This window comes from Coprococcus sp. AF102-57 (assembly GCF_027686195.1).
Taxonomy (GTDB): Bacteria; Bacillota; Clostridia; order Lachnospirales; family Lachnospiraceae; genus Allocoprococcus; species Allocoprococcus comes.
On the sequence record NZ_JAQCSY010000007.1, the window covers coordinates 36,685 to 58,420 of the forward strand.

A 21,736-nucleotide genomic window follows, 5' to 3' on the forward strand; every position below is an offset into this window, starting at 1 on the left:
TCTTATGAGAATATTGATTTATGGTGCGGGTGTGATCGGCTCCTTGTATGCAGCTTTATTTGCAGAAGCCGGTTATGATACAAGTATTTATGCCAGAGGAAAAAGATTTGAGGCTTTAAGAAATAATGGATTGCTATATAAGAAAAATCAGGAAGTAATAAAGGCAGAAATTAGGATTCTTGGAGAACTACCAAACGATGATATTTATGATTTTGTCTTGCTTACTGTCCGGGAAAACCAACTGTATGAAGCACTTACTGAATTGAAAAATAATAAAAGTAATACGATTGTTACAATGATAAATTCACTGGACAGTTACAATAAATGGGAAGACATTGTCGGAAAAGGAAGAATATTACCAGCTTTTCCAGGAGCAGGCGGAAGTATAAATGATGATGGAATCCTTGATGCAGCACTTACTCCAAGGTTGATTCAGCCGACAACATTTGCAGAAATATCAGGAAATAAATCCGAAAGAACTAAGCAGTTTTCAGAGATATTAAGGCATGCTCATATACCATACAAGAAAGTAATGGATATGCATCTATGGCAGCTTTGTCATCTTGCTATGGTGGTACCGATTGCGGATGCGTATTATGAATCAGACGATCCGGAGAAAGTAGAAAAAGAATGGAAAATCATGAGGAAAACAGCAGAAAGGCTGAAAAGAAATTTTAATTTTTTGCGAAAACAAAAGGGTAAACTGTCACCATGGAAAATGAATATTTTTTGCTTTTTGCCATTGTCATTTCTGACGATTATGCTGGCAGTTACATTTGGAAGTAGTTTTGGAGATAAATTTATGTATCAACATGCTATGAAGGCACCAGATGAAATGAGGGAATTACATAAGCAGTTTTATGCTTATATTAAAAGAATGAAGAAATGCGGATGCAAGACGAAAAAGGTACTGTGATTGGAGAAAAAGCATGAAAAATGAAGAATATAAAAAATTGTCAATTAAAGAATTTACAAAAGCAGCAGGAAGATATGAAAGTAGCCATGCTGGTATTTACGAAATGTGCAAGAAAGATTATCCGGATATTCTGGAAGAATTAGAGAAGGAGCCATTTAGAGATTTATTGGATGCAGGCTGCGGACCTGCTCCGATGATTTCTTTATTAGTAGAAAAATATCCAGACCGACATTATACAGGACTGGATCTGACTCCTGCCATGATTGAACAGGCAAAAAAGAAAAATATTTCAAATGCAACATTTGTTGTAGGAGACTGTGAGAACTTTCCTTTTGAAAAGGATTCATTTGATGCAATTATTTGTTCTATGAGCTTCCATCATTATCCAGATCCACAGGCATTTTTTGACAGTGTGAAAAGATGTCTTCGCCCAAATGGAAGATTGATACTGAGAGATGTGACCAGTGACAATAAAGTATTGGTATGGCTAATGAATACATTGGAAATGCCGTTGGCAAATATATGCGGACATGGAGATGTCCAGGTGCCAACAAGAGATGTGGTCATAAAATGTTGCAAAAAAGCAGGATTAAAAGTAGAAAAATTTGAAATTCGTAAAGGTATGCGAATGCATTGTGTTGTGAGAAAACCTATGGGAAAGGCGATAGGAAATGAAAGATAAGTATCTTAGGGAAACACGAATGGTTGATTTTTCTAATCCGGCAATTCAAAAACTTATTCAAAATATGAAATGGAAGGAAATGGGTGAATTTGAAAGGATTAAGGCAATTTACAACTATGTAAGAGATGATGTTTTATTTGGATATAATATTGATGACGGAATTTCAGCTTCAAAAGTACTTGCAGATGGTTATGGACAATGTAATACAAAAGGAACTTTGTTTATGGCACTTTTACGTGCCTGCAATATTCCATGCAGAGTACATGGTTTTACGATTGATAAAAGATTGCAGAAAGGGGCTATGACCGGGTTTGTTTACCGTAATGCTCCAAAAAGTATTTTCCATAGCTGGGTAGAAATTAATTTCGAAAATCAGTGGTACGAACTGGAAGCTTTCATTTTGGATAAAACCTACATAAAGAAGTTACAGGAACAAAATTCGGAATGTACAGGTGCATTTTGCGGTTATGGAGTAGCAGTCAAAGATTTCAGAAATCTCATTATTGAGTTTGATAGGAACAATACTTATATTCAGAGCGAGGGAATCAATCAGGATTTTGGTGTTTATGATTGTCCAGATGAACTGTTGAAGGAACATCATCAAGAAATTTCAGCCTTTAAAGCATTTGTTTATAGACATATTGGAAGACACCTAATGAATCGTAATGTCAGGAAGATTAGAGAACGATAGTTTTAAGCTTATTGTCCTAAAATAGGAAAATCCGTAGAATATTTTGCATAATCATCTGCTACAATTAATTTTACCTTAAAAGATTCAAAATCCGGCACAACAGCAATGACGCCTCTGGAAGGGGAATCGATTCCGTCATAGTCCAAATCAGCCACTTTACTTTTACTGATCAGTGTCCCAGACTGATATTCAGATACATAAATGGTGAGTGTTTTAAATTCATCTTTTGTAAAATAATGAAAAAGATATGCGCCGTCTGTTCCGGATAATAATTCTGCTGTTTTCATCTCAGTACTTGTCTGATCAACTGCGGTAATATAATTTTTTGGCTGTATCAGTTTGTGAAAGAATAAAGTGCCAAGGATCGCAGAGACAATTACTGCAAAAACAGTTACTACAGCAAGAATTGTTTTTAAATTTTTTTGTTTCTTTTTACTCTCTTTTGTAATCTGAATAAGATTGCTGTCTGATTTTTCAATTACATTTTCAGCACCGATATCTTCACCTGCAAGAAATTCATTAATGCTGATTCTAAGTATGCTGCACAATTCCATATAAATTGACACGTCCGGCAGGCATATGCCTCGTTCCCATTTAGAAACCGATTTGTCACTCATATTCAGTTTTTCTGCCAATTGCTTCTGCGTCAGTCCAAGAGCTTTTCTTTTTTCTGCAATATATTTTCCGATTTTGATTAAATCCATATAATTCACTCCCTTCTGTTTAATCTAAGCATAATATAAATTATAAGAAATGAACACCCCTTATGAGTAGAATGCGTTGAGTATTTGAGTTCTGGCTGAATTAGTGATAGATTAGGACGCAAGAGTTGATTGACGTTGGATAATGCTCCATAATATAATGAAAAGAAAAGAATAAAAGGCAGATATCTATGCCTGGATAGATGGAGAAGAACCTATGGAGAAAAAAAGAGGAATTGATTCGTTTACACTACATATTCTGGCAATGCTGTTTATGTTATGTGATCATTTGTGGGCGACACTATTTCCAGCACAGGAATGGATGACATGCGTAGGAAGACTTGCTTTTCCGATTTTCGCATTTATGATCGCAGAAGGATGCTATTATACTTCGAATGTGAAAAAATACATGCTGCGTCTTTTTCTATTTGCCATAATTTCAGAAATACCATTTAACCTGATTATGGGAAGTTCTGTATTTTACCCGTTTCATCAAAATGTACTATGGACCTTTTTATTAGGGGTGTTATCGATACAGATCATTGAAAAGGCAAAGAAGAAACAAAAGAAATGGATATCGTTTTTTGTGGTTTGCCTCGTGCTTTTGATGGATTTTCTGCTTGGAACCATAACCATGGTAGATTACAATGCTGCAGGAATACTGACGGTATTGCTTTTTTATTTTTTTCGCAAGAAAACCTGGATTTCTTTTGCGGCACAGCTTGTCGGGCTGTATTATTTGAATGTAGTTATGCTGGGAAATCTGTATTATCCGGTAACGATTCTGGAACATCATTTTGAGATTGCACAGCAGAGCTTTGCACTGCTGGCACTGATTCCAATCTGGTTATATCATGGAGAGCAGGGGTACCATAGCAAGTGGTTCAAGTATTTCTGTTATGCGTTTTATCCGGTGCACCTTCTTATCTTGGTTGTTATTTGGCAATGGCGTATTCGGTAATAGATCAGCAGCGGAAATTCTTGATAAATTATTATAGAAAGTGATGGGGAAAAGAATGCAGACTTATACTTATGTTTCAAAAGGAAAATTTGAATTAATGGAAAAGCCAAAGCCTGTGCTGATGCATGAAAGAGATGCCATTGTAAAGGTGACACTTGCCAGCATTTGTTCCAGTGACCTGCACATTAAGCATGGAAGCGTTCCACGGGCAGTGCCGGGGATTACAGTCGGTCATGAGATGGTTGGAATTGTGGAAGAAGTCGGAACTGCTGTGAAGAATGTGAAGCCAGGAGACCGGGTGACGGTAAATGTAGAAACTTTTTGTGGAGAATGTTTTTTCTGCAAGAAAGGTTATGTGAATAACTGTACCGATGAAAATGGCGGCTGGGCTCTTGGATGCCGTATCGATGGCGGTCAGGCAGAATATGTCCGTGTACCATTTGCAGATCAGGGGCTGAATAAGATTCCGGATAAAGTTACGGACAGACAGGCGTTATTTGTAGGAGATGTACTTGCCACCGGTTACTGGGCAGCACGTATTTCCGAGATCACTGAGGATGACACGGTGCTGATCATTGGAGCCGGTCCTACAGGTATCTGTACCTTACTGTCTGTTATGCTGAAAAATCCGAAGCGGATCATCATGTGTGAAAAAGACGAAAAGCGTATGCATTTTATCAGGGAACATTATCCGGAAGTTCTTACAGTTTCGCCGGAAGAATGTTTTGATTTTGTTCAGGCAAACAGCGAGCATGGTGGAGCGGATGTTGTTCTTGAAGTTGCAGGAGCAGAATCTACTTTCCGTCTTGCATGGGAATGCGCAAGGCCAAATGCAATCGTGACGGTGGTGGCACTTTACGATAAAGCCCAGACGTTACCTCTGCCGGATATGTATGGAAAGAATCTGACTTTTAAAACAGGAGGAGTAGACGGTTGTGATTGTGAAGAAACGCTGAGACTGATCGCGGAAGGTAAGATCAACACGGAACCACTGATCACACACACCTATCCACTTAGCAGAATCGAAGAAGCCTATGAACTTTTTGAAAATAAGAGGAACGGCGTGATCAAGGTGGCGGTAGAATGTTAAATATAATAGAAATAAAAGATGCCACAGAGTAAGATTTTAATGAAAGCGGTTGAATTTGATATATCAGAAATAGAATGAAAATTCATGTAGAAGACTTGATGTTATATCATTCAGCACCACTAAAGCTTTCGGAAGCAACGGTGTATTCACAGAACGCACCGATGAATCATGAAATGAACGATACAGCAAAGAAGCAGTATAATTTACTTCTTGATATAATTGATTTGTGTGCGATTTATTATTAAAGGTAAAGATATAGATGATGTCTGGGACGCAATATGATAGAATGGTTACAAGAAAAATTTGTAGGAATATAAAGATATGGAATTAAGATTATTACGCTATTTTTTAACAGTAGCAAAAGAACAGAGCTTTACAAAAGCAGCAGAACAATTGCATATTACCCAGCCAACGCTATCCAGACAAATGGCGGCATTTGAAGAGAATCTGGGAATAACATTATTTATTCGAAACGGGAAGAAAATATCGCTCACTGATGAAGGAATTTTATTAAAAAGGCGTGCCTTGGAGATTCTTAATCTTGAGGAAAGGACGCTTGAGGAACTGAAAGGAAAAGAAGAGGTTGTAGAGGGCACGATAACCATTGGATGCGGTGAATTTGCAGCAGTGGAGACATTGGCGAAGATATGTAAAACATATAAAGAAAAATATCCGCTGGTTCAGATTGTATTGCATACTGCAACAGCAGATGCAGTGTATGAGATGATGAACAAAGGACTTGTAGATATTGCATTATTCATGGAGCCGGTGGACACCGAAGGTCTGGATTATATCCGGATCACAGATTGCGATCACTGGTGTGTCGGAATGCGGCCGGATGATCCGCTGGCAGAAAAAGAGTTTATAAAAAAAGAAGATCTTATTGGAAAACCCTTGATCCTGCCGGAAAGAATGAACGTTCAAAGTGAACTTGCCAACTGGTTTGGGAAAGACTTTTCAAAATTACAGATTGCTTTTACGAGTAATCTTGGAACGAATGCCGGAGTTATGGCGGCAAATGGACTGGGGTATCCAATTTCAATTGAGGGTGCTGCAAAGTATTGGCGAGAGGATATTCTTGTACAGCGAAGAATTTCTCCTGAAATCACGACCAGTACGGTGATTGCCTGGCGACGGAATATCCCATATTCTTTGGCAGTCCGTAAAATGATCGAGGAGATTAATGCTTTTCAGGCATAAAACAAAATTCAATATAAGCATTAGACATAATGAAGCGATAGAGCTTAAAATAGATGTGTAAGATGAATGTAAATCTTATACATCTATTTTTTTGTGAAAAATACGTATAGAAAGGGGCTTTTTATTATGAGTAAAAAATTAGTGGCATTTTTCAGTGCAAGCGGAACAACAAAAAAAGTAGCACAGATGATCGCAGAGGAAGCAAAAGCGGATTTGTTTGAGATTGAGCCGAAAGTTCCATATACAAAGCTTGATCTTGACTGGATGAATAAAAAATCCAGAAGCAGTGTGGAAATGAGTGATAAAAAATATAGACCGGCGATTATGAAAAAAGAGATGGATATGAGTTCTTATGACGAGATCCTTCTGGGATTCCCTAAAATGGAGTACAGTTTATAGTAGTGTATAGCGTGTACCAAGTTATAATTATGGGGTTGAAAATAACAGTATACACAGATAATGTGGAAAAATGTGTATGACGTTTATATAGAAAATAACATTGAAAAAGAAATTCAAGAATGGGTAAATTCATTAAATTTAAAATAGAATAATAATTACATGAGTGACAGAAGATAAGAATCTGAATTCCCTGTCACTTTTATATTATTTGATAAGAAAAAAGAACTGGTTTATATCCGATAAGAATATAGACTGGTTCTTATTTTTAATATGCTATTATATACACAGGGAGTCGGGGAATGTCGAACTATAGCAAGCCGGAAAAGAAAGCATTGATATCGGTATGAAAGAGTTTTGCAAGTGCAACTAATTCAGATGCCTTAATGTTCATGCGATTTGTTTCCAGTTTGGCATAGGTACTTTTGGTGATGGAGATACCCATAAGATTTAATTTTGCAACTACTTGGTCTTGAGTCATATTGTTTTTATATCGAATTGATTGGATATTTTTACCAATATCCATATCTGGTCTAATCTTTTGCATAATGATGAACTCCCCTTATAAAATAAAAAGATTCGTAATACAGAAATATATATATTGATTCTAAAGAATTTAAATTTTATAATGTTTCGTAATAAGGAATTATTTTTAACAGGAAGAGGTAAAAGTATAATGGATGTGGAGATGGAAAAGAGAAAATTTTTAAATCTATGTGGCAAAAGAGATCGAGCATTATTGTCAGGTGAAAAAAGAATGACATTGGGGGATATGGAACGATTGACATATCTGACAGAATTTTTTGAACTGGAGAACTATGGAATCGCCTTATGGAAAGAATTTGGTGATGATGTAAAAGAGCCATTTGAAGCGATGATGAAAATGTTAGATGAGCCGGAGTGCATAGAAGATCGATGGCTTGATGACGAAGCAAAAGGGGAAAAGTGGTTGTTAGAATTTCAGGAACTGGCATTAACGGAAGAATACAGGGAATGGATTCGAAATTATATCGATAAAAAATATGAAGAAAGAGGATTACCATATCCGACAGGAGCAGACTTCGATTAAGAGGTCTGCTTTTTTCTGGTCTTTTGGGAGGTGATAAGAGGTGGAAGTAAGTATTTATGAACTCTTGGCGGCAGCAAGAGAATCGGCTAAATCTGATTATATAAAAGGGGACAGCATTTTGTGTGAGAAGAGATTTCATCCAGATACCCATTACATGGTAGAAATAGAACTGCTGAAAAATGATAACAAGCTGGGAAAAAAGGGCAATTATATACGGAAGTTTTTGACAGAACCGGAGTATCTTCCCATTTTACAAAAGCAGGAAAAACATCTCATAAAAATAAAAAGACAGGCAATTGTTCAAAAAGGAAACTTGCGATATATCCCTCCCCCGGACAGGCTGGACCGCCGCCGGGAGAGGGATCTTTTATAACCGGCTGGGAAGGAACAGTAGTGTTCCTCTGGCGATAGTGGTATAAAAAAACCAGATTTTCCGCAGGTTTTGGGACGCTGGAACATAGAAAAGTGTTCACGAATGGCACTTTTGCAACGATCCGTTGCAGCAGTGACAACATTTTTGATCTTACGTTAAACAGAAAAAATGAAAGGATGTGATTGCGATAATCATAGGAATTGATCATGGCTATTATGCCATTAAAACAAGACAAGTGTCTTTCCCAAGTGGAATTATTGGGTATGATTACGAGCCGTATACCATGCAGAATGTTCTGCAATATCAAGGAAAGTATTATGTCTGCGGTACGGGAAGACAGACGCTGGTAAAAAATAAAACGTCCAATGATAATTATTATCTGCTGACGTTGGCAGCCATTGCAGAAGAAATCAAGCATCGGAAAGCGGAACGAAAGACAGAGGTAATTCTGGCTGTTGGACTTCCGCTTTCAAGTTTTGGAAGAGAGAAACAGGGATTCAGGGAGTATCTGTTGCGGAAAGAGCAGCCAGTGCGATTTTTATATGAAAGTGAGTTATATGAGATAACAATAAAAGATGTGAAACTGTTCCCACAGGGATACTCTGCGCTTGCTCTGCATCCAGAGTATCTGAAGAATGAACCGTCTGTTCTGCTTGTTGATATTGGTGGCTGGACCGTTGACCTTATGAGGCTGGACAATGCTGTTCCGAATGCAGCAACGTGCAGAAGTCTGGAACTTGGAGTAATCCGATGTATTGATGAGACAGCAGAACAAGTGCGTAGAAATACCGGACTGTCTGTGACAGAAACTCAAATTGAGCGTGTGCTTCGGAGGGAATCTTGCAGTATGGCAGAGGAGGCCAGACGGATCATACAGGAAAACGGACGGAAATATATAGAAAGAATACTGTCTGCGGTGACAGAATCCGGGTTTGATCTCCGGGCAGTACCCACCGTATTTATGGGGGGAGGCTCCGCAATTTTAAAACGCCACGTGACCGCACAGGACGCGATTTGCCGCCCCGTTTTTATAGAGGACGTCCATGCCAACGCAACAGGGTATGAACGGATTGTAGAGCAGATGTGGACGAGATGACACGCCCGGTATATTCGTTCCGCCCGAACCTGAAAAATCCAGAACACCAGAGGGCATGGGAGAAATTTCAAAGTGTTCCAGAAGGGCAGAAAAGCCAGTATCTGGTTCAGGCAATTCTGGAAAAAGAGGATCGGAAATGGATGGAAGAAGTCATTCAAAAGACGATAAAAGAAAGTGTTCGGGAATTAGGAATATGTGGCACTACGGAACAATTGAAAACGAAACCATCATCGGAAGAAATACCAGATCAGATGATGGATTTTCTATCTCAAATGGAAAATTTGTAAAGGGGGTGAGGCCTATGATTGCACGATACATACATTGTTGGATCTGCTAGGGGTAAGGCAAGAAATGCATCGATATCTTTGGTGGGTATTGTGAATAGCTTTCCATGCGGCTTTGGAGTATGTTGTGTGTAGCAAAAGTGAAAGGAGAAAGGTTATGGCAGAGATGAAAAATATCTGCGGAAAGATCCCGATGGACTTACATGAGAAAGTAAGAGAAGAGATTGAACTCACAGAAAGCAGCACACAAAAATTTTTACAACAGGTCATTGAAGAACATTTCAACAGAGTGGAAGGAAAAGGAGAAATAAGCATGGGAGCAGTAAGAACAGTAGCAGTACAGGTATCAGAGGAATTATTCCAGAGATTAAAAGTAGTCATCGGAAAGAAACACATGAAACAGAAAGACTTCTTAATTCAGATTATAGAAGAAGCACTGGAAAAGGTAGAGGTCGAATGGCAAAGCAAAGAGCAGCCTGAAGAATCCGAACAGACAACTGGAGAATTGGGAACAGAAGAAACTCAACCGGAAGAAAGAACTGAGCCGGAAAGGGAAAGTGAACCAGAAGAGGAAGCCGAACCGGATGGAGAAAGTGAACCGAAAGAGGAAAACAAACCAGAAGGGGAAAGTGAACCGGAAGAGGAAACTGAACCAGAAGGAGAGACTGATCCGGAAGAATCCAAAGCAGAAGAACCAACAGAATGGTAACCAATTGATACAGAATAACGAAGGGCGGTATGAGAGATCATGCCGCCTGTTTTTATCAGCAAAAAGGAGGTTGATAGCCGCAACCATTCAATTTTTTGATCTCTTTAGCGGAATCGGGGGATTTCGTGAAGGCTTAAGACGGGCAGGAAACTTTGTCTGTGTCGGACATTGCGAGGTGGATACTTATGCGGATAAGAACTACCGATTGCTGTTTGATACGGAAGGGGAGTGGTATTGTAATGACGCAAGAACAATCGAACCAGAACGAATGCCAGATTTTGATTTACTCTGTGCAGGATTTCCTTGCCAGGCATTCTCTATCGCCGGAAAGCGAGAAGGATTTGCAGATGCAAGAGGAACTCTCTTTTTTGAAATTGCCCGGATTCTTGAAGCTAAAAGACCCTCGTATTTTATCCTTGAAAATGTTCCCGGTTTGTTATCGCATGACAAAGGCCGGACGTTTTGCACCATCCTCAGTACGCTTTCTGAACTGGGGTACCATGTCGAATGGAAAGTGCTTAACAGCAAGGATTTCGGAGTCCCCCAAGCAAGAAAACGGGTGTATATTGTCGGATATTTTGATTTCCGATGTGCCGGAAAAGTATTACCTGAACCAGAAACAAATGGAGCAGCTCTTGTTCAAGTCCGGGCAGGAAGTCAGGGGAAAAGAGTCTACAGTCCCAAAGGACTAAGCTGTACCCTGACATCACAGGCAGGTGGAATGGGCGGCAAGACAGGATTATATGATGTAGGTGTTCCAATCAAAGAGAATACAAAGCTCGGCTACAAACTTGCAAGAGAAGGGGACAGCATCGATCTGGGTTATGCGAATCTCAACAGCAGGAGAGGAAGAGTCGGACACCAGATCGCACATACCCTGACAACAGGTGTTCAACAGGGAACGCTGCACTTTGTCGATCTTTCACCTCCGCCGGTGGTAACGGAAGAATGCAGAAGCCTGAATACCAGACAATGCGGTGTCCACAAATACAAAGGAGAATGTTCTGGTGTATTAGCAGAGGATGGAGCAAGAGCAGTCTTAACACCAGCAAAAGAGAATGTTCGTCAGAACGGCAGACGTATGAAAGAACCCGAAGAACCGATGTTTACAATTACTGCAACCGATCGTCATGGCATCTTGTATCACGGCAGAATAAGAAGGTTAGTTCCGAGGGAATGTCTGCGACTGCAGGGTTATTACGACTGGCAGATTGATAAGATCATAGACAGCACTTCTGACGCACAGCTTTATAAACAGGCTGGAAACGGAGTAACTGTCAATGTTATCGAGGCAATTGGCAGATTGTTACAAAAGGCAGACTCCGAACTTAACACACAGAAAGTGTCTGAGAAAGGAATCCATTAGGCATGATCGGAATAAAAGACCAATACTTTGGCACAGAAATCGAAATGACAGGGATTACCAGACAACGTGCTGCAGAAGTTGTTGCTGAAATGTTTGGAACAGAAGCATATTATGACGGCACTACTTATGGAGTCTGGTCAGTGATAGATCTGGAAGGAAAAAAGTGGAAATTTATGTCTGATGGGAGCATTTATACACAACGGAAAGTATACGGTCGAATTGTAGACGCAGGTGGAGAATATTCAACAGAAATGGTATCACCGAAATTATCCTATGATGAAATGGGAAAGTTACAGGAAGTAGTACGATGTCTGCGACAGCATGGAGGTTTTGTAAATGAGTCCTGTGGTCAGCATGTTCATGTAGATGCATCGAATCATACACCGCAGAGTCTGAAAAATGCACTGACAATTATGTATGCAAAGGAAGATATCCTGTTCAAAGCACTGAAAGTGCAGGAGAGAAGAGCAAATAGTTATTGTCAGAGGGTGCGACCGGAGGTATTGGAGAAAATCCGAAAAATACCAAATAAATCAATCACAATGGACCGAGTAAGAAATGTCTGGTATGGAGGCAGGGATGGAAGTCATACCCATTATGATCATACCCGTTATTATGCTCTGAATCTTCATGCTGTGTTTTCCAAGGGAACTTTGGAATGGCGTTGTTTTGAAAGCACACTACATGCAGGAAAGGTGAGAGCAAATATTACACTGGCATTAGCCATTTCCGCACAGGCAATCAATCAGAGATCGACACAGATGAAAAAGACACTGATATCAGAAAACCCGGCATTTACATTTCGTACATTTTTATTGAGACTTGGGTTAATTGGAGACGAATATAAAAATGTTCGAAAACATCTGCTGGCAAATCTGGATGGTGATCTTGCGTGGAGATATGATAAAAGCACGTATGAGTGTCTGAAGAAAAATCAAAGGACAGAAGGAGTCAGATAGAGGTGAGAAAAAATGAAAGATAGATATTACTTCGCTTATGGCAGCAACATGAATCTGGAGCAGATGAAGTACAGGTGTCCGGCTGCGGAAGTTGTGGAAAACGTCCGGCTTGAAAATTATCGGCTGGCATTTCGGGGAAGGGCTCCGGGCAATGGGGTAGCAACGGTTCTGCCGGAAAAAGGAAGCTATGTCGAAGGAGTCTTATGGAAAATCACAGAAGCGTGTGAGAAGAGTCTGGATTTTTATGAAGGATTCCCAAGTTTTTATGGGAAAGAATCGATTCGGGTAAAAAATCAGGATGGTGTGGAGAAAGAAGTGTTTGTATATATGATGAACGCTCCGCACAAAGATGTTCCGGCAAAGCCATCGAAATTTTATCTGGATGGAATTCTGGAAGGATGTAAGGATAACCAGATTCCAACGGAGTCTGTCATGGAAGCGGTAAAACGTACCAGACAGGAAGTAAAAAAAGAAAAAAATCGATATGCAAGATAAAACGTACCGCAGAGGAAACATCTTCTGCGGTATTTTACTGAAAAAATCTATTTATAATAGGAAGGAAAAGCACATGAAGGTTAGAAAATTAAAGACCAGAATTGCTGCTTTTGGACTGGCTGTCCTGATGGGCATCAGTACCTTGAGCAGTGCGAATGCGTTTGCGGCCGAACAGACAGGCTCGGAACAGCAGACGGAAGTACAGGCATCTGAACAGGCGGTAACAAGCCAGAAAGATACATCAGTTACAGCAGATGATATCACAAAAGCAGTTTCAGATGATACATTTGCAGTGGAAACCAGTATGGAAGGAATCCATTATGATGCAGAAAAAGAAGATGTTACGCTTGTAAGTATCAAAGATGAGAATGGTGGAGAGTATCATTCAGACAAAGCAGGAACATATATTGCCACTTATATGGTCGTTCCAAAAGATAAGAGTGACAGCTATACCATCACCCGTAAAGTGACTCTGACGGATACCGAAGGACAGGCACATTCCGAAGAAAATGGTGGAGAGAAACAGAAGTCAGATACAGAATCTGAAGATGATTCGGATTCGCCTGTGCAGAACTACACAGATGTAGAAATTGAAACATCCGAAGAAGATGCATCTGCACAGGCAATCAAAGAACTGAAAGAGGACATCGAAGAGGGAAATGTGATGGTATTGTCTGCGGCTGAAAGAGCTACAAGCAGCGGTTCCACAGTTACATTGACAAAGGGGAGAACTATTTATTATCCAAGTTATATTGGAAATTATCTTACTTGCCTGTTTACAGTCAATGGAAAAATTGCATACTGCCTTCAGTCCCAGAAAGCATCCCCACCGAGTGGAAGTTATGTAGCACAGGTACTGGACAGCAATAAAAATCTGCAGAAAGTCCTTTATTATGGTTATGGCGGGGCAGGAAATCTGACAGGAAGTTATCTGTCTGGAAAAACGGAAGATGAAAAGTATGTGTATACACACATTGCAGCCAGCTATGCTTATGCAGGAGAAGCCGGATTTACAGGGTGTAATTATAATGACCTTGTAAATGCAGGGGTTATCGCATATATCAATTATCTGTTTGGACAGGAAGAACCGCCAAAAGGTGAACTGAGCCTTTCAAGCACAAAGCTGAATGCAGTACGGGATGGAAACATCCAGAAAACACCAAATATCACACTGTCTGGAGATCACAGAAACTATGTGACACTGAGTGTACCAGAAAATGTGACAGCACATAATCTTTCCAAAGGAACAAGTGTTACAAATGGAAAAATCCAGATTTATGGTGGAGATACATTCTATCTGTCCGCAGATTTATTACTGACAGGCAGTTATGCTTCCGGCAACTTATATGGTTCTGTCGGAAAGACATGGAGAACACTGGTGTTGACAACCGGAGATTCCAAGCAGGATATCGGTGTATTTGAAAGCGAAACAGCAGCGCCGGTAAGCTTCAGTGTACAGTGGCTGAATATGACACGCATTGAACTTATGAAGAAAGATGTCAATACACAGAATCCACTGTCAGGAGCAGTTTATGGTATTTATACTGATAAGAAGTGTGAAAATCTGCTGATGACAATGTCAGCAACCGGAACAGACGGAAAAGCAGTCAGCGATTATTTTGATTCTGCACTGAAAACAGTGTACGTGAAAGAGATCACTGCTCCGACAGGATACAAACTGAATACAGAAGTATATAAAGTGGCTGTTACTGCCGGAAAGACAATGACTGTAACAGCAACAGATGAGAGAGTCACCGGAAAGGTGAAAATCGCAAAGATCGATAAAAAAACACTTGCATTTAAAGCGCAGGGGGACAGTGTTCTTCGTGGTGCTGTGTATGGTCTGTATGCAAAAGAGGACATCGTGCATCCGGATGGCACAACAGGGGTTCTGTATAAACAGGACAGCCTGATTGCACAGGGAGTCATCGGAGATGACGGAACACTGGAATTTTCAGAATTATACCTTGGAGAAATGTATGTAAAAGAGATCACTCCACCGGAAGGATATACACTGGATACTACCAAATACGAGGTATCAGTAACTTATGAAGGTCAGGATGTTGCCGAAGTGACAAGAGACCTTACGGTAAAAGAGCAGGTAAAGAAACAGGCATTCCAGTTAATCAAAATCAGTGAAGATGGAGAGCAGACAGAAACAGACCTGGTTGCAGGAGCAGGATTTAAGGTATATCTGATCAGCGACCTGACACAGGTAAAAAATGGAAAACTGAAGCCAGCCAATGGAGAAAGCTATACAGCAAGCGATTTCAAAAATTATGACTTCAGCAAAGAGCAGGTTGCAGTTACTTACGAGAATGGAACAGCCGTACCAGTACCAGAACTGATCACTGATACAAAAGGATATGCAGTCAGCCCGGAACTGCCGTATGGAAGTTATGTTGTAGTGGAAAGTACTACCCCTGAGAATTTGAAAACCATTGATCCATTTGTTGTAAATGTGGAAAATGACAGCAGAGAGCCAATGCAGTGGAGAGTATTTGATGACCGCCCGTTTGAATTTTTGCTGAAAATTGTAAAGAAGGATGCACAGACTGGAAATACTGTTTTAAAGGCTGGTGCTTCTTATAAGATTTACGATGTGACAAATAAGAAATATGTGGAACAGGTTGTTCAGTATCCGAAGAAAGAAAAGATCAGTGTATTCGAAACAAACGAGGAAGGATATCTGATCACACCGCAGGAACTGAAGTGCTCTACCTACCGAATCGAAGAAGTGAAAGCACCGGAAGGATTTGTAAGACAGGGAAGCGAGGAGTCCCTGTATGATGGAACAACGATTTTTTCACCATTAGAACAGACTACAAAAGGAACATATAAAGAAAATCCACAGAGTGGTATTGTAATTACAGTATCCTCAAACACTGCACATCAGATTGATCCAGATACAGGAGCTGCGATTGTAGAGGTAGAACAGAAAAACGATGAACAGGTAGGAAGCCTGCTCCTGACGAAAAAGGGAGAACAGCTTACCGAAGTAACCGGAGATTCTGTTCTGGCAAAAGTAAAAGCACTGGTTTCAAAAGTAAGAAATGCCGTATCTGGAAAAGAAGAAACAGGTATTTATAAAGGCTTTAAATATGAAGAAACCGGAGTAGAAGGCGCTGAATTCGAAATATATGCCAAAGATACCATCTATTCACCGGACGGAGCAAAGGACGAAGCAGGAAATCCAGTTGTCCGATATGAGAAAGATGACCTGGTAGCCAAACTGACTACAGATGAAAATGGAACAGCAGTTATCAACAATCTGCCACTGGGAACGTATTATCTGAAAGAAGTTGTAGCAGGAGAGAATTTTGTCCTAAATACAGAACAGAAAGAATTTACCCTGACAGCAGAGGATGATACACAGGCAGTTGTTTATGAAGGCGTTACCTATAAAAATGAAAGACAGAAAGTTTTCGTATCAGTAGAAAAGAAAGATTCTGTCACAGGCGAAAAGCTGGAAGGTGTTATTTTTGGACTGTATGCTGCAGAAGATATTCTTTCTAATCAGGGAGAGGTTCTCGTAGAGAAAGATACCTTGCTGGAAAAGAAAGCAACGGATGCAAAGGGAACACTTACTTTCGACAGTGATCTTCCACATGGAAAATACTATGTCAAAGAGGAAGTCAGAAAAGCTGGATATCTTCCAAATGAGGAAGTATGGAATGTAGATGCAACTTACGAAAATCAGAATCTTGCAAAGATTGAACTGAACAAAGAAGTTGAGAATCAGCCGACAGAAACACGCATTACAAAAACAGATGCAACTACCGGAAATGAGCTGGAAGGAGCCAAACTGCAGGTCATTGATAAAGACGGAAATGTTGTGGAAGAATGGGTAAGCAGTAAGGAAGAACATGTCATTTACGGACTGCCGGAAGGAAGTTATACCTTACATGAGGAACTGGCTCCTTATGAAGATGGCTATGTGTCTGCCAGCGATGTGATGTTTGAAGTCAAAGAAGATGGCAGTGTGACAAAGGTTGAGATGAAAGATGAATATTCCAAAGTGGAAATTTCAAAAACAGACCTTACAACCGGAAAAGAACTGGAAGGGGCAAAGCTTCAGATTATCCGCAAAGACGGAACTGTTCTGGAAGAGTGGATTACAGATGGAAAACCACATTCCGTTGAAAAACTCCCAGTCAATGAAGAACTTACTCTGCGTGAGATCACAGCACCGGATGGTTACGAGATTGCGGAAGATGTCACATTTACATTGAAAGATACAATGGAAGTCCAGAAAGTAGAAATGAAAGATGCCAGAACACCGGAGAAAACAACAGAAAAAACAAATGCACCAAAAACAGGTGATAACCAGAAAATATGGGCGTTTGTTCTGCTTGCACTGGCATCTGCTGGAACAGCTACAGGAGTGACTGTATACCGCAGAAAGAAGTCAAAAATGACAGACAACAAAAAAGAAACAGAAGAAAAATAAAATAAGAATTACAGGATAAACCAATCTGACAGGGCAGGAGATGTGCATAAAGCAGCTTCTGCCCTGTCTGTATATAAGGAGAAGAATGATGAGACGTTTTTATACAGCAGAATCAGTAACAGAAGGACACCCAGACAAAGTATGCGATCAGATAGCAGATGCAATCTTAGATGAATGTCTGCGTTACGATCCATCTTCGAGAGTGGCGTGTGAAGTCCTTGCTACAAGAGGAAATGTGTTTGTAGCAGGAGAAATCACCAGCGGATATGAACCACCAGTGTTTGATGTGATCCGAAAAGTTTTAGAAGAGTGTGGATATTGTACAGATGGGATAGAAATGGATACGTTTGTACACCAGCAGAGTCCAGATATTGCGAAAGCAGTGAGTGTGTCGAAAGAATTTCGGGATAATATCGGCGCAAAATTAAGAGATAGAAGCAGGGGAGCTGGAGATCAGGGTGTTATGGTCGGATATGCGTGTGATGATACTCCGCAGCTTATGCCAATGCCGACTGTTCTGGCACACCGGATCACACGTGAACTTTCGGCTTGCAGAAGAAGCGGATATATCAAAGATATCTTTTCGGATGGAAAAGCACAGGTAACCGTAGAATATGAAGATGGAAAGCCAGTGAGACTGGAAAGTGTTGTTGTTTCCTGCCAGCATGGTGCAGAAAAGAGCCTGAAGAAGTTAGATGCCGAAATCAGAGAGAAAGTGCTTCGCTCAGCACTCAGATTACTGCCGCCGGATGAGGATACGAAGATTCTGATCAATCCGTCAGGAAAATTTGTGTGTGGAGGGTTTGATGCAGATACCGGACTGACCGGAAGAAAGCTGATGGTGGATACTTATGGAAGTATGGTTCCGCATGGCGGCGGTGCATTTTCAGGAAAGGACTGTTCGAAAGTAGACCGTTCGGCAGCTTATATGGCAAGGTATATCGCAAAAAATATAGTAGCTGCTGAGTTTGCAAGCAAGTGTCAGGTGTCTCTGGCTTATGCAATCGGAGTAGCAGAGCCGGTTATGATTGAGGTGGATACCTTTGATACAGGGAAAGTGTGTGCGGATGATTGTCTGGCGGCAGCAATCCCACTGGTGTTTGGAGTGACACCTGTTCAGATCATGGAATCCCTTCGACTGAACCGTCCGATTTTCCGGCAGACGGCAGTTTTTGGTCATTTTGGAAGAAAGGAGTTTCCTTGGGAGCGGACGGATAAGGTACTGGATCTTCAGGATGCAATTCTGTAATGCCCTGGGTAACGGAAGAAGAGATTCAGGCAGCAAAAAATATGACTGCGTATGAGTATTTGCGGACGCATCAGGCACAGCGGTTGCAAAAGACAAGAACCAGAAATGAATGGCAGTTGACGGACCATGACAGTTTTAAAATCAATGAACTGTCCAGCAAATGGCATTGGAAATCCAGAGATATCGGTGGCGTGTCCGCACTGCGGTTCCTGATTGAAGTAGATGGAATGAAATTTACAGATGCCGTAAAACTGTTGTGCGAAGAGAGTCCGTCTTTTATTCCGACACAGTCTGCGAAAAAGGAAAAACCACCCTTTAAGCTGCCGGAGAGATATTGTAATTGCAGACGAATCAGGGCTTATTTAAACCACAGAGGAATCAGCGATGAAGTGATCACGTATTGCATTTCGCATGAAATCCTTTATGAAAGTGTCCCGTACCATAACGCTGTTTTTGTTGGAAAAGATGAATCCGGAAAAGCAAGATATGCATTCCTGCGAGGAATCTATGAAAAAAACGGGAAAGGATTCAAGATGGAGCAGACCGGGAGTGAAAAAAAGTACAGCTTTTGTATTCCACCTGAAAGAGAAACAAAACGAGTTGTCGTATATGAAGCGTGTATTGATGCACTGGCCCACATGACACTGGAAGAAGGAAAGAGGGATAAATATCGTCTTTCCCTTGGAGGAATCGCTGCTCCGAAAGAAAACACACAGATACAGAGTGAACGTTTTAAAAAGCTGCCGGATGCACTGGAAGAGTTTCTGAAGAACCATCCGGAAATCAAAGAAATTGAAATCTGCACCGATAATGACTTTGCCGGGAGATGGGCGAAAGAACAGATGAAAAAACATTACGAGGGAACGTATCAGATTATTTGCAATCTGCCGGAAAAAGAAGGGGCAGATTATGCAGACCTTGCGAAAGAAAAAAAGCAGACAAATAAATGCAGGGACAGACCATTAGAAAGAAGGTGATAGAGAATGGAAGAAAAAGGAACGATGCACGTACATCTGTTGACGGAGCTGACTGGAAATCTTTATTCAGAAGAATCCGAATGGGAAGAAGAGTGGTCGGAGAGTGATGAATATGGAATGCCATTAGATGGAACAGAACTTGCCGATTATGAAGAAGTCATCCGAGAAGAACTGGAACGCTATGGGGAAGATGATCTCATGCAGTATTTTGACGGAAGTGAGTCCATTCAGGAAAAGATACAAAGTGCAGTTGTTACGATAGAAAACAAAGACGGAATCCTGTACGGCTGTACCAAACTGGAATTAAATGAATTTTTAAGTCAGGAAGAACTACAGGAATTCACCGAATACATTACAGGGCAGTACAGTGACGGGTGGGGTGAAGGATTTGAACAGAGGGATATCAAGGTAGATGGTGGAACGATGAATGTGCATTTTTGGCATCCTAATATGGAACAGCCGAAAATGTATGAAAAGAAAACAGAGCAGATTCCGACAAAGCCTGAGAAACAACGTCCCAAGTTACAGCTCCTTGGACATGATGGGAATATTTTTTCCATTATGGGCGATGCCTCAACTCTTTTGAAAAAGAATAAACAGACAGCAGAAGCAAAAGAAATGCGTAAAAGGGTATTGGAAAGTGGGGACTATTACAAAGCACTTTTGATTATCAGCGAATATGTAGAAACTGAGTTGAGTCCGCCGCCCAAAGAAAATAAAAAGACAAAGAAGAAAAATCAGCCGGAACGCTGAGAAAAGAAAGGATGATGCCTATGACAAATGGCCTGAGTTTGGAAGAACTTATGAAAGAGGGAACATACCCGGAGGAATATACTGAAGGGGAAAACTGGAAAATATTACATGGAGATACATTAAAACTGGTCAAAGCATTCCAGCCGGGAATCTTTGATGCAGTTATTACCGATCCGCCGTATGCATCCGGTGGAACAAAACAGAATGAAAGAAATCGTACTACAAATCAGAAATACAGCAGTATGAGTGCTGCCAATGCACTTCCGGATTTCGATGGGGATAACAAAGACCAGAGATCTTGGACGCACTGGATGGCTGAATGGCTCTATGATGTGCGGAAAGCCTGCAAGAAAGGTGCTCCGATCTGTCTGTTCATTGACTGGCGTCAGTATCCATCGATTACCGATGCATTGCAGTGGGCAGGATGGATCTGGCGAGGAACAGCGGTGTGGGATAAGGGAAACTCCCGTCCACAGAAAGGCCGTTTCCGCCAGCAGGCTGAATATATTGTGTGGGGCAGTAACGGACCGATGCCGATCAACCGTCCGGTATCTTGTCTGCCGGGCGTCTTCCGATATGGCAATCCGCAGAACCGGATTCATGTGACAGAGAAACCGTTGCAGCTTATGAAAGATGTTATCCAGATTTGTGAACCGAGAGGGCTGATCCTGGACCCGTTTGCCGGAGCAGGAACAACTGTCCTTGCAGCGGTTATGACAGGTTATCGTGCAGTGGGAATTGAGGTAACAGATGCCTACTACAAACTGGGAAGTGACAGAGTGAAAATTGCATTAGAAGCAGAGCAGAAAGAGGATGAAAAGTAGCCGGGATGTCCAATTGGACATCTTGTTTTTTATAGAGAAAATGAGTGGCATCCAACTGGATGCAGGAAGGAGATGGAGCGTATGGAACAGGCGCTGGCTTATGTGTGCTGTTCAGCAGAAGAAAGCCGGGTAAAAGTGCAGAAATATTGCAGAAAAATCTATGAACTTGGGTATGTACCAATCTGTCCGAGATTTGTATTCTCACCATTCTTGGAAGAGTCTGATGCAGAAGATATGCAGGGATATGGAAGAATGTCCCATATCCTTTTACGGAGATGCCGGATGGTAGTCGTATGTGGGAAAGAAGTGACAGGAACAATGAATACCGAAATCAGTATGGCAGACAGACTCCATATCATTTGTACGACACTTGATGGACTGGTACAGATAAAAGAATCAAAATAAATCAGAATCGAGTCAATCCGGTGCTACAGAAACTGGCGGTACTCGTTTTGCAAGCATAGCGTTTGGATATCCAAACGCACTTTGGGGAGA

The 21,736-nt window shown here is 40.9% G+C and carries 23 protein-coding genes and 1 pseudogene; 22 read left to right on the forward strand and 2 right to left on the reverse strand.

Annotation, left to right across the window (positions count from 1 at the left end; genetic code table 11):
- The first annotated feature begins 4 nt into the window (after nucleotides 1–4).
- From PGZ10_RS06175 to PGZ10_RS06185, 3 genes are read left to right on the forward strand one after another with little or no spacing between them, the layout of a single operon-like run.
- Nucleotides 5–916, forward strand: a complete 912-nt coding sequence (locus PGZ10_RS06175) for a ketopantoate reductase family protein (RefSeq protein ID WP_270540956.1) — start codon at nucleotides 5–7, stop codon at nucleotides 914–916.
- Nucleotides 917–929: 13 nt separating this feature from the next.
- Nucleotides 930–1,598, forward strand: coding sequence for a class I SAM-dependent methyltransferase (locus tag PGZ10_RS06180; RefSeq protein WP_270540957.1), 669 nt, complete (start codon nucleotides 930–932; stop codon nucleotides 1,596–1,598).
- A complete protein-coding gene (locus tag PGZ10_RS06185) occupies nucleotides 1,588–2,289 on the forward strand; it encodes a transglutaminase-like domain-containing protein (protein WP_117834805.1) in 702 nt (233 codons plus the stop codon). Before PGZ10_RS06180 ends, PGZ10_RS06185 begins: the two co-directional genes overlap by 11 nt.
- Nucleotides 2,290–2,297: 8 nt before the next feature.
- On the opposite strand, the gene PGZ10_RS06190 is transcribed toward PGZ10_RS06185, so the two are convergent.
- The gene (locus tag PGZ10_RS06190; protein ID WP_117558445.1) at nucleotides 2,298–2,993 is read right to left on the reverse strand and encodes a helix-turn-helix domain-containing protein; all 696 of its coding nucleotides are present in this window, start codon (nucleotides 2,991–2,993) and stop codon (nucleotides 2,298–2,300) included.
- A 214-nt stretch (nucleotides 2,994–3,207) separates the two neighbouring features.
- Between PGZ10_RS06190 and PGZ10_RS06195 the strand changes: the two genes are divergently transcribed.
- From PGZ10_RS06195 to PGZ10_RS06215, 5 genes and pseudogenes are all read left to right on the forward strand, one after another.
- Complete coding sequence (locus PGZ10_RS06195; RefSeq protein ID WP_270540958.1) at nucleotides 3,208–3,951, forward strand: TraX family protein; 744 nt, start codon at nucleotides 3,208–3,210, stop codon at nucleotides 3,949–3,951.
- 55 nt (nucleotides 3,952–4,006) lie between these two features.
- Nucleotides 4,007–5,041 (forward strand): alcohol dehydrogenase, encoded by a 1,035-nt coding sequence (locus tag PGZ10_RS06200; RefSeq protein WP_044998576.1) that lies wholly within the window; start codon nucleotides 4,007–4,009, stop codon nucleotides 5,039–5,041.
- 74 nt (nucleotides 5,042–5,115) lie between these two features.
- The gene (locus tag PGZ10_RS06205) at nucleotides 5,116–5,286 is read left to right on the forward strand and encodes a hypothetical protein (protein ID WP_270540959.1); all 171 of its coding nucleotides are present in this window, start codon (nucleotides 5,116–5,118) and stop codon (nucleotides 5,284–5,286) included.
- A 76-nt stretch (nucleotides 5,287–5,362) separates the two neighbouring features.
- Nucleotides 5,363–6,241, forward strand: a complete 879-nt coding sequence (locus tag PGZ10_RS06210) for a LysR family transcriptional regulator (protein WP_270540960.1) — start codon at nucleotides 5,363–5,365, stop codon at nucleotides 6,239–6,241.
- 126 nt (nucleotides 6,242–6,367) lie between these two features.
- Nucleotides 6,368–6,619: pseudogene (locus PGZ10_RS06215) on the forward strand (flavodoxin); the annotation flags it as partial.
- A 328-nt stretch (nucleotides 6,620–6,947) separates the two neighbouring features.
- Here PGZ10_RS06215 and PGZ10_RS06220 read toward each other — a convergent pair.
- Complete coding sequence (locus tag PGZ10_RS06220) at nucleotides 6,948–7,184, reverse strand: helix-turn-helix domain-containing protein (protein ID WP_173791116.1); 237 nt, start codon at nucleotides 7,182–7,184, stop codon at nucleotides 6,948–6,950.
- 225 nt (nucleotides 7,185–7,409) lie between these two features.
- On the opposite strand from PGZ10_RS06220, the gene PGZ10_RS06225 reads away from it, so the two are divergent.
- From PGZ10_RS06225 to PGZ10_RS06290, 14 genes are all read left to right on the forward strand, one after another.
- A complete protein-coding gene (locus PGZ10_RS06225) occupies nucleotides 7,410–7,706 on the forward strand; it encodes a hypothetical protein (protein ID WP_227084812.1) in 297 nt (98 codons plus the stop codon).
- A gap of 40 nt (nucleotides 7,707–7,746) precedes the next feature.
- Nucleotides 7,747–8,079 carry a DUF5720 family protein gene (locus tag PGZ10_RS06230; RefSeq protein ID WP_005341391.1) on the forward strand — a complete coding sequence of 111 codons (333 nt, stop codon included), beginning with the start codon at nucleotides 7,747–7,749 and terminating at the stop codon, nucleotides 8,077–8,079.
- A gap of 187 nt (nucleotides 8,080–8,266) precedes the next feature.
- On the forward strand, nucleotides 8,267–9,175 hold the full coding sequence (locus PGZ10_RS06235; RefSeq protein ID WP_044912250.1) for a ParM/StbA family protein: 909 nt from the start codon (nucleotides 8,267–8,269) through the stop codon (nucleotides 9,173–9,175).
- Nucleotides 9,172–9,462, forward strand: a complete 291-nt coding sequence (locus tag PGZ10_RS06240) for a hypothetical protein (protein ID WP_006426993.1) — start codon at nucleotides 9,172–9,174, stop codon at nucleotides 9,460–9,462. The genes PGZ10_RS06235 and PGZ10_RS06240 overlap by 4 nt, the downstream gene beginning before the upstream one ends.
- Nucleotides 9,463–9,616: 154 nt before the next feature.
- The gene (locus PGZ10_RS06245; protein ID WP_007884604.1) at nucleotides 9,617–10,168 is read left to right on the forward strand and encodes a hypothetical protein; all 552 of its coding nucleotides are present in this window, start codon (nucleotides 9,617–9,619) and stop codon (nucleotides 10,166–10,168) included.
- A gap of 70 nt (nucleotides 10,169–10,238) precedes the next feature.
- Entirely contained in the window at nucleotides 10,239–11,534 is a 1,296-nt protein-coding gene (gene dcm, locus PGZ10_RS06250; RefSeq protein WP_055247004.1) for a DNA (cytosine-5-)-methyltransferase, read from the forward strand.
- A 2-nt stretch (nucleotides 11,535–11,536) separates the two neighbouring features.
- Nucleotides 11,537–12,493 (forward strand): amidoligase family protein, encoded by a 957-nt coding sequence (locus PGZ10_RS06255; RefSeq protein WP_006426990.1) that lies wholly within the window; start codon nucleotides 11,537–11,539, stop codon nucleotides 12,491–12,493.
- Nucleotides 12,494–12,505: 12 nt separating this feature from the next.
- On the forward strand, nucleotides 12,506–12,988 hold the full coding sequence (locus tag PGZ10_RS06260) for a gamma-glutamylcyclotransferase family protein (RefSeq protein WP_006426989.1): 483 nt from the start codon (nucleotides 12,506–12,508) through the stop codon (nucleotides 12,986–12,988).
- 73 nt (nucleotides 12,989–13,061) lie between these two features.
- A complete protein-coding gene (locus PGZ10_RS06265) occupies nucleotides 13,062–17,438 on the forward strand; it encodes a SpaA isopeptide-forming pilin-related protein (protein ID WP_270540961.1) in 4,377 nt (1,458 codons plus the stop codon).
- A gap of 88 nt (nucleotides 17,439–17,526) precedes the next feature.
- Nucleotides 17,527–18,687: a methionine adenosyltransferase gene (gene metK / locus PGZ10_RS06270; RefSeq protein WP_167528845.1), complete on the forward strand. Its 1,161-nt coding sequence runs from the start codon at nucleotides 17,527–17,529 to the stop codon at nucleotides 18,685–18,687.
- Nucleotides 18,687–19,664 (forward strand): DUF3991 and TOPRIM domain-containing protein, encoded by a 978-nt coding sequence (locus tag PGZ10_RS06275; protein WP_006426986.1) that lies wholly within the window; start codon nucleotides 18,687–18,689, stop codon nucleotides 19,662–19,664. Before metK ends, PGZ10_RS06275 begins: the two co-directional genes overlap by 1 nt.
- Nucleotides 19,665–19,670: 6 nt before the next feature.
- Complete coding sequence (locus tag PGZ10_RS06280; RefSeq protein ID WP_007884619.1) at nucleotides 19,671–20,417, forward strand: hypothetical protein; 747 nt, start codon at nucleotides 19,671–19,673, stop codon at nucleotides 20,415–20,417.
- Nucleotides 20,418–20,437: 20 nt separating this feature from the next.
- The gene (locus PGZ10_RS06285) at nucleotides 20,438–21,241 is read left to right on the forward strand and encodes a site-specific DNA-methyltransferase (protein ID WP_330674238.1); all 804 of its coding nucleotides are present in this window, start codon (nucleotides 20,438–20,440) and stop codon (nucleotides 21,239–21,241) included.
- Between the two features lie 81 nt (nucleotides 21,242–21,322).
- Nucleotides 21,323–21,646, forward strand: coding sequence for a DUF7768 domain-containing protein (locus PGZ10_RS06290; protein WP_015513330.1), 324 nt, complete (start codon nucleotides 21,323–21,325; stop codon nucleotides 21,644–21,646).
- Nucleotides 21,647–21,736 lie beyond the last annotated feature (90 nt).

Coding starts and splice junctions, on each gene's coding strand:
- PGZ10_RS06290 (WP_015513330.1), top strand. CDS start 21,323: ATGGAACAGGCGCTGGCTTATGTGTGCTGTTCAGCAGAAGAAAGCCGG.
- PGZ10_RS06185 (WP_117834805.1), top strand. CDS start 1,588: ATGAAAGATAAGTATCTTAGGGAAACACGAATGGTTGATTTTTCTAAT.
- PGZ10_RS06225 (WP_227084812.1), top strand. CDS start 7,410: ATGGAACGATTGACATATCTGACAGAATTTTTTGAACTGGAGAACTAT.
- PGZ10_RS06220 (WP_173791116.1), bottom strand. CDS start 7,184: ATGCAAAAGATTAGACCAGATATGGATATTGGTAAAAATATCCAATCA.
- PGZ10_RS06210 (WP_270540960.1), top strand. CDS start 5,363: ATGGAATTAAGATTATTACGCTATTTTTTAACAGTAGCAAAAGAACAG.
- PGZ10_RS06245 (WP_007884604.1), top strand. CDS start 9,617: ATGGCAGAGATGAAAAATATCTGCGGAAAGATCCCGATGGACTTACAT.
- metK (WP_167528845.1), top strand. CDS start 17,527: ATGAGACGTTTTTATACAGCAGAATCAGTAACAGAAGGACACCCAGAC.
- PGZ10_RS06285 (WP_330674238.1), top strand. CDS start 20,438: ATGACAAATGGCCTGAGTTTGGAAGAACTTATGAAAGAGGGAACATAC.
- PGZ10_RS06195 (WP_270540958.1), top strand. CDS start 3,208: ATGGAGAAAAAAAGAGGAATTGATTCGTTTACACTACATATTCTGGCA.
- PGZ10_RS06190 (WP_117558445.1), bottom strand. CDS start 2,993: ATGGATTTAATCAAAATCGGAAAATATATTGCAGAAAAAAGAAAAGCT.
- PGZ10_RS06240 (WP_006426993.1), top strand. CDS start 9,172: ATGACACGCCCGGTATATTCGTTCCGCCCGAACCTGAAAAATCCAGAA.
- PGZ10_RS06265 (WP_270540961.1), top strand. CDS start 13,062: ATGAAGGTTAGAAAATTAAAGACCAGAATTGCTGCTTTTGGACTGGCT.
- PGZ10_RS06180 (WP_270540957.1), top strand. CDS start 930: ATGAAAAATGAAGAATATAAAAAATTGTCAATTAAAGAATTTACAAAA.
- PGZ10_RS06200 (WP_044998576.1), top strand. CDS start 4,007: ATGCAGACTTATACTTATGTTTCAAAAGGAAAATTTGAATTAATGGAA.
- PGZ10_RS06175 (WP_270540956.1), top strand. CDS start 5: ATGAGAATATTGATTTATGGTGCGGGTGTGATCGGCTCCTTGTATGCA.
- PGZ10_RS06275 (WP_006426986.1), top strand. CDS start 18,687: ATGCCCTGGGTAACGGAAGAAGAGATTCAGGCAGCAAAAAATATGACT.
- PGZ10_RS06280 (WP_007884619.1), top strand. CDS start 19,671: ATGGAAGAAAAAGGAACGATGCACGTACATCTGTTGACGGAGCTGACT.
- PGZ10_RS06255 (WP_006426990.1), top strand. CDS start 11,537: ATGATCGGAATAAAAGACCAATACTTTGGCACAGAAATCGAAATGACA.
- PGZ10_RS06205 (WP_270540959.1), top strand. CDS start 5,116: ATGAAAATTCATGTAGAAGACTTGATGTTATATCATTCAGCACCACTA.
- PGZ10_RS06260 (WP_006426989.1), top strand. CDS start 12,506: ATGAAAGATAGATATTACTTCGCTTATGGCAGCAACATGAATCTGGAG.